This window comes from Novipirellula herctigrandis (assembly GCA_007859835.1).
Classification (GTDB): domain Bacteria; phylum Planctomycetota; class Planctomycetia; order Pirellulales; family Pirellulaceae; genus Novipirellula_A; species Novipirellula_A herctigrandis.
Genome location: SJPJ01000001.1, coordinates 6,809,624 through 6,821,665 on the forward strand (window position 1 = coordinate 6,809,624; position 12,042 = coordinate 6,821,665).

9 protein-coding genes are annotated in these 12,042 nt (G+C 54.1%); 5 read left to right on the top strand and 4 right to left on the bottom strand.

Annotation, left to right across the window (positions count from 1 at the left end; all coding sequences use genetic code 11):
* Window positions 1-9: 9 nt before the first annotated feature.
* Window positions 10-1,740 (bottom strand): preprotein translocase subunit SecA, encoded by a 1,731-nt coding sequence (locus tag CA13_RS25020; protein ID WP_146401336.1) that lies wholly within the window; start codon window positions 1,738-1,740, stop codon window positions 10-12.
* A 74-nt stretch (window positions 1,741-1,814) separates the two neighbouring features.
* Window positions 1,815-2,324: a response regulator gene (locus tag CA13_RS25025; protein ID WP_146401339.1), complete on the bottom strand. Its 510-nt coding sequence runs from the start codon at window positions 2,322-2,324 to the stop codon at window positions 1,815-1,817.
* A gap of 228 nt (window positions 2,325-2,552) precedes the next feature.
* On the opposite strand from CA13_RS25025, the gene lysS reads away from it, so the two are divergent.
* Both lysS and rfbB read left to right on the top strand, forming a co-directional pair.
* On the top strand, window positions 2,553-4,169 hold the full coding sequence (gene lysS / locus CA13_RS25030; protein WP_146401340.1) for a lysine--tRNA ligase: 1,617 nt from the start codon (window positions 2,553-2,555) through the stop codon (window positions 4,167-4,169).
* Between the two features lie 132 nt (window positions 4,170-4,301).
* A complete protein-coding gene (gene rfbB, locus CA13_RS25035) occupies window positions 4,302-5,354 on the top strand; it encodes a dTDP-glucose 4,6-dehydratase (protein WP_146401342.1) in 1,053 nt (350 codons plus the stop codon).
* A 45-nt stretch (window positions 5,355-5,399) separates the two neighbouring features.
* Here the strand turns inward: rfbB and pssA are convergent, their stop codons facing one another.
* Window positions 5,400-6,326: a CDP-diacylglycerol--serine O-phosphatidyltransferase gene (pssA, locus tag CA13_RS25040; RefSeq protein ID WP_146401344.1), complete on the bottom strand. Its 927-nt coding sequence runs from the start codon at window positions 6,324-6,326 to the stop codon at window positions 5,400-5,402.
* 14 nt (window positions 6,327-6,340) lie between these two features.
* Window positions 6,341-7,279: a phosphatidylserine decarboxylase family protein gene (locus CA13_RS25045; protein ID WP_419194789.1), complete on the bottom strand. Its 939-nt coding sequence runs from the start codon at window positions 7,277-7,279 to the stop codon at window positions 6,341-6,343.
* Between the two features lie 134 nt (window positions 7,280-7,413).
* Between CA13_RS25045 and nadB the strand changes: the two genes are divergently transcribed.
* The 3 genes from nadB to CA13_RS25060 all read left to right on the top strand — a co-directional run bounded on the left by nadB (window position 7,414) and on the right by CA13_RS25060 (window position 11,302).
* On the top strand, window positions 7,414-9,078 hold the full coding sequence (nadB, locus tag CA13_RS25050) for an L-aspartate oxidase (RefSeq protein ID WP_146401346.1): 1,665 nt from the start codon (window positions 7,414-7,416) through the stop codon (window positions 9,076-9,078).
* Between the two features lie 121 nt (window positions 9,079-9,199).
* Window positions 9,200-10,174: a lipase family protein gene (locus tag CA13_RS25055; RefSeq protein WP_146401348.1), complete on the top strand. Its 975-nt coding sequence runs from the start codon at window positions 9,200-9,202 to the stop codon at window positions 10,172-10,174.
* Between the two features lie 123 nt (window positions 10,175-10,297).
* Window positions 10,298-11,302 (top strand): AAA family ATPase, encoded by a 1,005-nt coding sequence (locus tag CA13_RS25060; protein WP_146401350.1) that lies wholly within the window; start codon window positions 10,298-10,300, stop codon window positions 11,300-11,302.
* Window positions 11,303-12,042: the final 740 nt, after the last annotated feature.

Below are 12,042 nucleotides of genomic sequence, written 5' to 3' on the forward strand. Positions count from 1 at the left end.
CCGCAACGGTCAGTCTAGCGGATCTAAGTTCGGATCAAGGCCCAGGCGAACCAGGTTGTTAGTAAGTGTTTGATCTTGCCGCGTTAGTTCTTCTCTTGCCTTGCGGTGTTGTTTTGCGACGATCGCTTGGGCACGCGTGATTTGCCACTGGGTTCGGGCCTGTACGGTCCACGAAAGTTCCGTTTGACCGCCGATTCTTTGCCGCAGATTTGCGGCGACTTCGAATCCGTATGCTTGTTCGATGATCTCGTCGTCGGGGCTATAGTAACGGCGAGCCGAACCGGGGTCGCCTTGGCGAGCAGATCGGCCAATCAGTTGACGGTCGATTCGTGCGGCAGCATGCGGTTCGCTGACGATCACATGTAGCCCACCGCTTTGATGGACGGATTCGGCAAGCCGAATATCGGTTCCGCGGCCCGCCATGTTGGTCGCAACGGTGACTCTGCCTTGGTTACCAGCGGTGGCGATCAAGTCGGCTTCGCGGTCGGTGTGTCGGGCATTGAGGATGACGTGATCAATGTTGCGTTTCTTCAGGAAGTCGCTCAGTCGCTCCGATTTTTCGATCGTTCGAGTGCCGACTAATACCGCACGCCCCTTCGCGATGACCGATGCAATTTCATCGCATATCGCATCGAATTTGCTCTTTTGATTAATGCAAACTTGTGGCGCCAATTCCACGCGTTGATTGGGCCGAAATGGCTCCACACGGTAAACGGGTAAATCATACACACGCTGAAGTTCTCGGCGATCCTCTCGCGCGGTGCCGGTAATCCCGGATAGATGGCGGAATCGAGTGACGAAATCTTGGACCGTGATTCGAGCAATCGTTTTAGGTGACTCGGTGATCGGAAGAGATTCGCGAGCTTGAAGTGCCTGATGGAGTCCGCGCCCCAATGTTCGGTTGGTTTGAATGCGGCCGGTGTACTCGTCAATCAAAACAATTTGATCTTGCACGACAAGGTAATGACGATCACGGTGCAATTGTTCGTTTGTTTGGATCGCGCGTTCGACAAAAAAGACAATTTCGGTTGTCGTCATCGAATTCAATTCGGCGGGCATTCCATGATGGATCGTTCTGGAATAGCCCGCGTCGGTGAGAGCGATTTGGTCGGTCAGCGGGTCGCGCACATAGTCGATTGTTGGAAGCAGCTCCAAGGCAAACGCAGCGGACCAGCGGTAGGCAGCTTGCTCGCTCGGATCGATCGATTTCGTTGCTGCGGTAATTAGTAGCGGCGTACGAGCTTCGTCGATCAAGACATTGTCCGCTTCGTCGACGATCAAAACATCAAAGGGCGTCGCGGCGGATTTGGATTGGTTCGACTCATTAGGGTGATGCTTTGCGAAGAGTCGTTGTTGCAAATGGTCGAATCCAAATTGGCGAATCGTGCCGTAGGTGATCGAGGCCGCGTAGGCGGATGTTTTTTCGTTTTCGGGGGAGGTTGCCGTCACGCAGCCGACCGCAAGCCCCACGTCTTGGTAGACCCTCATCATCCAATTCGCATCGCGGTCAGCCAAGTAGTCGTTGGCGGTGACGATGTCGACGTGATGGCCTTGGGAGGCGAATTGGATAGCGGCCAATGCGATCGAGAGCGTTTTTCCTTCGCCTGTATCCATCTCGACGATGCACGAATCGAGTAGTGCTGAGGCAGCGTTGACCTGAGTTTCTCGTAGGCGAACGCCAAGTCGGTTTTGGGCCGATTGGCGGACGGAGTCAAGAACGGTTAGGAGCGAACGATTCACCAAATCGGTCAACTTGAGTATGCGAAACGATGTGAGGCTTCTGCGACAACTTCACCCAGCCAGCGCGAACCAACCTACAACGTTACCCATCCAGGGCGACTCGGTTTGGAGCCCCGTTTGCGGTGCGCTGAAACGAGCGACGGCATCCACAATAATTGATCAACCACTGCAATCAGCGAGTTTGGGTCAATTGGTTTGAACAAACAACGTGTCGGTGCGGAAAGTTGTTCCGCTTTTTTCTCGAGTCCCGCCCATTGGCTGTCGGCGAGCAGGACGACAGGGATTTCTTGAAACACCTCGTTTTGGCGAATTTCGGCGATCGAATCCAGTACGGCGGCTGCGTCGTCGCCGACATCCCAAACGATTAGATCTTGCGTTTCGGCTGCTAACGCCTGGGTGGTACATTCAGCGGACCGAGAACACATGCATTTGTACCCCTGGTAGTGCAGCACCCCAGCGGTCGCAATCAAGGATAGCGGGCTGGCGTCAACGACAACGATGGAAGCTTGCTTTTTGGAGGGCGAACTCAGTGTGGTGTGGGCGCTTTGTGGAGCGTGGGCATCGTGCTGTACAGTTCGATCCATCGTTCTGGCTTTCAGGTGTTTTGGTAGGCATTGTCGCCATTTGCTAGGCGACGGCGAGATCCAGGGTCGATTGCACTTTCGCGATGCAAAAGGCGACCCTTGCTAACTACTTGGAAATCGCTCCAAAAAGCAAGGTCACTCATGGTTGCGTCCTAGCCCAATCGTGCGGACAATCTTCGGCGATATCCATTCACGCTTCCGAAACAGCGATCTTTTAGCTAGCGATCCATGAACCAAATACCTGCAAATGGCCCCGCCAAAGGGGAAAATGATGCCACCGACGCAACCGATCCACGCGTGGCTCGGCGAAACAAACTGAATCAATTGATCGAACGAGGCATTGACCCGTACGGCAGCCGATTCGACAACCGAACGTTCGTTTCAGAGTGTCGTAGCCGAAAAAACGAAGTCAAATTCGTTACTGCTGAAGGCCAAACGCTCGAATTGCCGGATTTCGATGCGGCCGATCCAGACGCTCCGATCGACTATCGACAGTGGAAAACCGACAACGGCCCTGGCGCAGAAACGGGGCCAATCGTTCGCGTTGCTGGCCGGGTCATGTTGTGTCGGCCGACTGGAAAGCTGATTTTTTTGAACATTCGCGATTGGACGGGCAACATCCAAATTTTCGTTGGCAAGAAACAGGTCGGTGATGATGACTTTGACTTAGCCAAGTTGTTCGACCTTGGTGATTTGGTCGCTGCGGAAGGACGCCTTGGACGAACCAATACGGGCGAGTTGACCGTGTTTGCCGAAAAGCTATTCATGATGACCAAGATGCTTGAACCGGCACCGGAAAAGCATGCGGGGATGACCAACCTCGATCTTCGCCAGCGGATGCGGTATGCCGATTTGGCGTTTAATGATGGAGTGATGGACACGTTCATGGATCGGACTCGGATTATCAAAGCCATTCGACAAACGCTCGACGATGACCAATTCTGTGAAGTGGAGGGGCCGACCTTGCACACGATTGCCGGAGGTGCGGCAGCCAGGCCTTTTATCACTCATCACAACACGCTCGATATGCAGCTCTATATGCGGATCGCGCTTGAACTTCACCTAAAGCGATTGATGGTCGGCGGCATGGAGCGGGTTTATGAATTGGGGCGAGTCTACCGCAACGAGGGACTGAGTCCCCGGCATAATCCGGAATTCACGATGCTCGAAGCGTACCAAGCGTACGGCGACTATGAAGTGATGATGGACTTGACGGAGCGATTGATCGCATCGGCGATCGAAGCGACCGGCGGAAATTATCAACGTGAATTCGATGGCCGAATGATTGATTTCTCCGTGCCCTTCCAACGCGAAACGTACGCCCATTTGTTCCACAAGGCGACGGGGATTGATCCGTCGGATGACAATGCCGTTATCGAGTTTGCCAAAGGCATCGGCATCAAAACGGATGGCAAACACCTTGACGTGGTGCGGAACGAGATCTTTGAGGAGAAGGTCGAAGACTCGCTAGACGGGCCGATTTTTGTGATCGATTATCCTGCGAGTATCTGCCCGCTGACCAAGCGGAAGCGAGACAACCCCGAAGTTGCGGAGCGATTTGAATTGTTCATCTTAGGGATGGAAATTGCAAATGCTTACACCGAGCTAAACGATCCTGATTTGCAGGAAGCATTGTTCGAGACCCAATTGTCGGGACAAGAGGAAGAGGATTCGATGGCCAAGATGGACCACGATTTCGTCCGAGCGCTTCGCTACGCGATGCCGCCCGCCGGCGGGCTCGGGGTGGGGATTGACCGCTTGGTGATGTTATTGACGGGCCAACGATCGATCCGCGACGTGATTCTGTTTCCTGTCTTGCGACCGGAAACGGATTCGGCGAAGTAGCTGGGGATTCGGATCTGGGCGTTTCGATCGGACCGTTGCAAGTACTCGGCGGTCGATTATTGTTTTATCAGGTGTTCATTTGAGTCCCAGGCCATTTGGGCTCCAAATTTCCTTCTCTATTGCAATCATGACATGAAAATTCTGCTCACTGGTGGCTGTGGTTTCATTGGCACCAATTTGGTTCGCCATCTGCTTGCTGCCACGGACCACCACATTGTCAACTTGGACAAGTTGACTTATGCCGGCAATCCGCACTCGCTCGACGACGTGGTTGATTCGGATCGCTACGAATTTGTCCAAGCCGACTTGGCTGATCCCGCTTTGGTCGGTGAGGTCGTTAAGCAAGCCGATCCCGATGCGGTGATGCACCTTGCGGCTGAGTCGCATGTGGATCGTTCGATCGATGGGCCATCGGAGTTCATTCAAACGAATGTTGTCGGGACGTTCAATTTGCTCGATTCGAGTCTTCGTCACTACAACGAATTGGCGGGGGATCGCCGAGAAGCGTTTCGTTTTTTGCACGTTTCGACCGACGAAGTCTACGGCTCGTTGGGCGAAACAGGGATGTTTACCGAGACGACCCGCTACGATCCTCATTCGCCCTATTCGGCCACCAAAGCGGCTTCGGACCATTTGGCTCGAGCTTGGAAGACGACGTTCGGTTTGCCCGTTATCGTGACGAATTGTTCGAATAACTACGGCCCCTACCAGTTCCCCGAAAAATTACTGCCGTTGATGATCATCAAATGCTTGGCCGAAGAGCCGTTGCCGGTCTATGGCAAAGGCTTGAACGTCCGAGATTGGTTGTATGTGGAAGACCATGCCAAAGCGTTAACGACAGCGTTGCTTAAAGGGACGCCAGGTGAAACGTACAATATCGGTGGCAATAGCGAGCGGCGGAATATTGACTTGGTGCATGCGGTGATTGCGATTTTGGACGAGATTCGTCCTCGCTCCAATGGCAAAAGCTATTCGGAGTTGATTACTTACGTGACGGACCGACCGGGACACGATTTCCGTTACGCGATTGATTCGAGCAAGATCCAGAAAGAATTGGGCTGGCAACCCGAACGCAGTTTAGAAGAGTGTCTCCGAGCGACGGTCCAGTGGTACTTGGACAATCAATCGTGGTGGCAGGATATCATGAACGGAAAGTACCAATTGCAGCGATTGGGGCGTTCGTAATCAGGCCGACTTTTCCGCACTTGTCCGTGGCAAGTGTCTCGTCACTCACTCGTCGTTGCTTTCGGCGGATGATTTTTCTTCCACGCACGTCACGTCTCGCTCTCGGCGAACAATTTGGCGTACGGGAGGGCCGAAGGAGTAGTAGCAGAATCCGATCGGCAGGGCGACCCAGTGAAGTAGAAAACCGCCGACAATTGCGAACAACGCTTGTCCAAACTGATGGGTGGACCATCGTCCGGTGACCAATTGTTGGAAAACATGAAGGTACTGGAAACGCGACGTCATCAGGTATGACAAGATCACCGCCAGAAGCGGGATCACGTAGTGTGAAGCATCGAGTGCTCCTTGAGCGAGCGTCTTGGCAAACTCAGGGTAGACTTCGTCAGTGGCGATCGAGGCGACGTCAGGCATCGCAATCGCGAACGCCGCAATCGTTCCAGCCGCGGCGGGGCTGGGTAATCCTTCAAAGCCTTCGTGGCTGTCCTCTTCGCCTGTTTCGACGTTGAATCGCGCCAATCGGATCAACACGCATAGCGTGAACAGGACACCAATCGCCCAGCTAAGTTTCTGTGGAAAGACATCGCTGATGCGCCACACGATCACTGCGGGCGCGACGCCAAAGGTGATCACGTCGCAGAGGCTATCGAGTTCCGCGCCGAAGCGGCTTTCTTGGCCCGTCATTCGTGCTGCTGAGCCATCGAGTGCGTCGAACAGCATCCCTGCGAAAATGAGGACGCCGGCGGCGAACAACTTGATTTCGTCGGGCCATGGTAAATTGACGCTGACGGCCACCGATACCGCTGCGAGCCCACAGACCGCGTTGCCAAGCGTTAACAGGGTTGGCAAAAACGCCAAACTGATCCGCCGTCGCAACCGTTTGCGTCCTTTCCGATCGCGCATCCCCGAACCGTTGTCAGGGCCGGAATGACCAGCCGCGTTGTCGCCGAAGACGGTTCGTTTTAATTCGCTCATAGGTTTTGGGAATTCTAGGCTTGCTTGTACTGGCCGATCACGCTGCTGCCTGCCTTAAGTGTTTCACCAATTTCGGCAGTGATTTCCAAGGTCCCGTCATCAGGCAGGACCAACTCGGTTCGAGACCCTAGTTTAATCATCCCGAACATCTCTCCGCGCGTTAAAACGTCTCCGGGACGCACCCAACAGACAATTCGTCGGGCGAATTGACCGGTTATTTGGCGGATTCGGTACTTTCGGTTCGGTGATTCGGTGTCTTCAAGCGTGACATCCAAGTTCTCATTTTCCTGGGCTGATTCCGGTCGAAGGGCATTGAGAAATTTTCCTGGCCGATAGCGGATCGACACAACGCGGCCTGGTAGCGAAACGCGATTCGCATGGACGTTGAATATGGAAAGAAAAATTCCAATCTGAATGCAACGGCCAAGTTCAGGGTCGTCGATCGGTTCGATTTGGACAAGTTTTCCATCAGCAGGCGAAACGACGGTGCCTACGTTGTTGGGGATTTTTCGCCGCGGATCACGAAAAAACCAAATGATCAAGCCGGTTACGACGAGTCCGGGCAGGCAGAGCGGCCACCAGTAAATCCCGATCAAAATTGACAGTATTAGGAAGCTGCTTCCCAAGAGCAGTAGTTCGGCTAGTCCGACGCGCACAAATGGAAGTGCATCGCGCCATTGGAACGGATCGTCTGCGTCGGCCCACCAATAGGTATCTTGGTTTCGATAGTACTTGATGTCTCGTGAATCGATGGGGTCAAACGGCAGCGGACCGCGGTGGCCTTGTCGCGTTTTTTGCATTCGTTCGACGTAGCCCGGACGGAATTTCCGTAAATACCAACGCCGGAGACGTCCCCACGCTAATTCGATGGACATCACGACACCACCGCCGGGTTGGATCGTTGTCACGGCGGGGTCCATCGCGCCGGGGTCGGACGAACTTGAATTCGACATCAGCCTGTGAAGAAAGTGGAAAGTGAGAAGTTATGATGTTTTTGTGTGGTCATCGAGCGTAAGCGTATCCGCTATAACACGGTTATGTCGATATGCGAGTCGCGCAGAGATTGTTTTTTTGAAAGCCAATATTCATCATGACCCCCCGTTATTTATTGCCGTTTGATTCCCGCCGGGCGCTACACCGGTTTGCCGATATTTTGGTCATTGGTGGCGGATTGGCGGGGCTGCGGGCCGCCAACGCAGTCGAGTCAAACCAATCCGTGTTGGTCGTGACCAAGAATCAATTGCGAGAATCCAACAGTAATTACGCTCAAGGCGGTATCGCCGGGGTGATGAATCCCAACGATCGTTTCGAGGAACATGTCCGCGATACCTTGGTCGCTGGAGGGAATTTGTGCGACTCAGGAACGGTGGATATGGTCGTCCGCGAAGGACCGCGGCGGATCGAGGAATTGATCGAGTGGGGAACGGAATTCGATCATTTCAAAGGTGCTTTGGCTCTAGGACGCGAAGGGGGCCATAGCCGCGAACGAATCCTCCACGCACACGGTGACGCCACGGGACGCGAAATCATGCGTGCGGTCATTCAACATACACGCGAATTGCCCAATGTTGATATCTGGGACCACACCTTCACCGTGGATTTGCTGACGTATGAAGGTCGCTGCCGAGGTGCGATCGTTGTCGATGAAAATCAACGTCCACTAATTGTTTGGGCCAAAGAAACGATTCTATGTACGGGCGGTGCCGGCCAAGTGTATCGCGAATCGACTAATCCACCGGTGGCCACTGGCGACGGTTTGGCGATTGCGTATCGAGCCGGAGTTGAGCTTCGGGATATGGAGTTTTTGCAATTTCATCCCACGGTTTTGTACATTGCCGGTTCGTCGCGTTCGCTGATTACCGAAGCGGTTCGCGGCGAAGGAGCACACTTGCTTGATTCGACGGGGCACCGTTTTATGCCGGATTATGACCCGCGAGCGGAATTGGCACCTCGCGATATCGTTAGCCAATCGATTGTCCGGCAAATGGAACTCACGAAGCATCCCTGTGTTTATTTGAATTTGTCTCACATCGATTCCGAGTTGGTGATGAGGCGTTTTCCTGGGATTGCCGGAGTGTGCGGGAAATTTGGGTTAGATATCACCAGCGACCGGATTCCGGTTCGCCCCGGTGCGCATTACATGATCGGTGGCGTGACGGTCGACCGACAAGGGCGAACCAGTCTTCCAGGGCTTTGGGCGGCTGGCGAAGCGACTAGCAGCGGGCTGCATGGCGCAAATCGGCTTGCAAGCAATAGTCTGTTAGAGGGGCTCGTCTACGGAGCTCACGCCGGGGAAGCGGCCACGCGAGCGGTCGCCGAAGGGGCTAGCAAGTTAGAGGCACTGCCGATTCAGCATCCGATTCATCCGTCGGGGGAATCGTTTGACGTCGCCGACGTTCGCGTTTCGCTAAAAAGTTTGATGGGCCGGTTAGCGGGAGTCGAGCGGGACGCCGAAGGATTGCGTGCGGCGGCCGACTCGGTTCGCTCGTATGCGGCTTATGTGATGCCGCGGCAATTCAATAGTGTCGAAGGTTGGGAACTACAAAATATGCTCCTCACGGCATGGTGCATGGTTCGCGCGGCATTAGCCCGAACGGAATCGCGTGGCGTCCATTTCCGGTCCGATTACCCCGAAACGGATGACGAAAATTGGCGCCGGCACTTGACGCAACAGATTGACGTTGACGGCGGCCACCCCAAAATAGGTGAGAAGTTGCAGCCAGTGGACCCGCGTTTGTTGGCTGAAAACTAAGTTTGGCTATCGCGCCGCATCAATAGTTCGCGGTTTTTGGTTCGTAAACACGATCAAGGACTCACTTTTCTAAAGCGGTCGACGGCATTGAAACATTCACAACACGGAGTGACTAAGCGACATGGCGGATGATGCTGTAAAAAATTTGGCAAATCGGGTGATCGGTGATCCAGGCGAACGAGCGTTCGTCGTCCATTCATCGATCGATCGGCCGATTCGTGAATTAACGTTCTTGGAGCGCGCGTTGTTGTTCGCGGAATTGTCGATGATTTCCTATAACGATGAGGAGGAAGCTAAACGAGCCGCCGCGTTGGCGGGTTTTGACGACGTGACCTTCTATGATCGTGATGGTTCGCAAGCGTTTCGATTTCGCAACCAATATGATTGTGTGATTGCTTGTCGTGGGACTGAACCGAATGAGTGGAACGATATTCAAGCCGATGCCAACGCAGCGTCGGTGGTCGCCGAAACCGTTGGAAAAGTCCATCGCGGATTCAAACGGGAAGTGGACGACCTATGGCCGATGCTTGAAACGGCGCTAATGAGCAACGAGCAGCCGCTTTGGTTTTGTGGGCATTCCCTTGGTGGTGCGATGGCCACGATCTGCAGCGGGCGTTGTTTCTTGTCTCATATCGACTCCAACCCCGAACAGCTTTACACCTACGGCAGCCCCCGCGTAGGTAACAATCGCTACGTCAATTACGTCAAATTACAGCACTATCGCTTCGTCAATAACAACGATGTCGTCACTCGCGTGCCGCCGTTCTTGTTGGGTTATCGACATTGTGGTAGCGAAATTTACATGGACCGCAACGGCAAAATCCGTAAATTGGGCGTGCTGATGAAGCGGCGAGATCGGTGGCATGGATTCTTTAAGGGGTTGTTGAAATGGAAGATTGATCACTTCTCGGACCATTCGATTCACGGCTACATCGATTCGATTCACAAGGCGGCAGAAGCGGAGGCGAAAGTCATCGCGGAAGGTGGCCTCGCTCAAACAGGCGATGCCTTCGCAGGGGAACACCGGGAGTGGACCGAGGAGTCCGAGCCTGTCCAGCCCGCGCATTTAAAACCACTGACGCCCCAATCACGATAACATGAGAAATTGTTTTGAGGCTTCCCGCGAATCGCCCCTTACTGTGGCTGCCGTCGCCAGACGGTGGAGTGGAACGCAAAAAACTTGCTCTGGCGAGCGAGGCTACAACGATGAGCACTTAGGATGAACCGGCATAAGAAAAAGACGGATTCGGTAAGGATTGGCGAAATTTCCGATGGGCATGTCGAAGTCGACGGCGTTCGGTTGAAATTGTCCCATCCCTACGAAGCACCGGGCCAATGGATTGGCCAGCAAGAGATTCTGATGCAGCTTTTGGCGTGCTGGATCACGGTCGACGAATCCGATTTGCCTCTCACGCCACGATTGACTGGGCCGCCCGGGGTTGGGAAAACTCAGCTTGCGATCGCCGCTGCCCAGGCCCAACAGCGCCCCCTGTTTATCTATCAATGTACCGCCGACACTCGGCCCGAAGATTTGTTGATCACTCCGGTGCTAAGCCAAGGTGGTTCGATTTCCTATCACGCTTCGCCGCTTGTGACCGCGATGCTTGTCGGTGGCGTTTGCGTGCTCGACGAAGGGAACCGGATGAACGAAAAGTCATGGGCATCGCTCGCCCCGCTGCTGGATGGTCGTCGCTATGTCGAGTCGATTGTTGCCGGCATCACGATTCCTGCGGCCCCCGATTTTCGTTCGGCGGTGACGATGAACCAGGACGAGTCGACGTTTGAGATTCCTGATTACATCATGAGTCGGTTGCAACCAACATTGGCTGTTGGGTTTCCGACCAAGCAGGATGAAATGGCGATCTTGCAGTATCATTTGCCGTTCGCGAAGGCCGAGATGTTGGCGATGACGGTCGAGTTCTTACAGCATTCGCATGAGCTGAAACTCGACTTTTCCCCACGAGACGGGATCAATTTGCTTCGTTTCGCGTTGAAACGGATGATGCAAGACCCCACGCATCCGGTCAGTGCGGATGAGGCTTGGCAGGAAGCCTTGGAAAAATGCTTGGGTGAGGATGCCGTCGATCTCGAGTCGCTCGCCCAACGCCGGCGTAGGACACTCGGGGGGGACGCTGTCCCGCTTGGATTGGCTGATTTGTTCTTCGATGTGGACGACCCAATGCATCCGGACCGGGAGGATGACGAAGAAGACGAAGAGTTTTAATGCCGCGTCGCTTTCCCAGATGACCTAGAGGCCAGCAGAGGCCAGCAGAGGCCAACAACTGAGCCCGCCGCTGAGGCCAACGGAGACGATCGTTGGGGGCTCCAATTGCGCGAACTCGTTGATTCATCGGCGGTTGGCGACAGGGCCAAATCCGACCGGCCCCAGATAGCCTGACTGCCTACCTACCCCCCGCTATCCACCCCTTAGCGTCTTTTGCTCTCATATTTTGGAACTTTCGTGGGCGTCGAACATCCAACGTGGAAGCGCGATCGTGCGGATTCTACGGCCTGAAAAAGAAATCCAACTGGGGGGTATACGGTTGTTTTTTGGCCACACTAGCCCGCATTGTCGCTACGACCATTCTGGATTACCCGATTGGTATAAGGACATGAAACATGACGCAAATCAATCGATTGAAGCGAGTTGCGCGGCAACTATACTTGGCCAATGTGTTTCATCGCCCTTTTTACACGTGTAAGGGTCGTGAAGTTTCACTTGTTCAGAAATTACCAAACTTGCCTACTCGACGGACTTTCACTTTGATTGGTCCTTTGGGGCGGCAAATCCCAACTTTTACATCCTCCTCACTGCTGCGCTGCAAATCGGAATTTGTCTCGCGGTATCCTTTGGAAGGTTCGGTCTATGACCTCGCGTAAGCGAACTACATCGTCGACGTCGTCAAACACATCCGCGTCAAATTCATCCGCAGGGACCCCTCGTCGACGATCGGAATCACGATC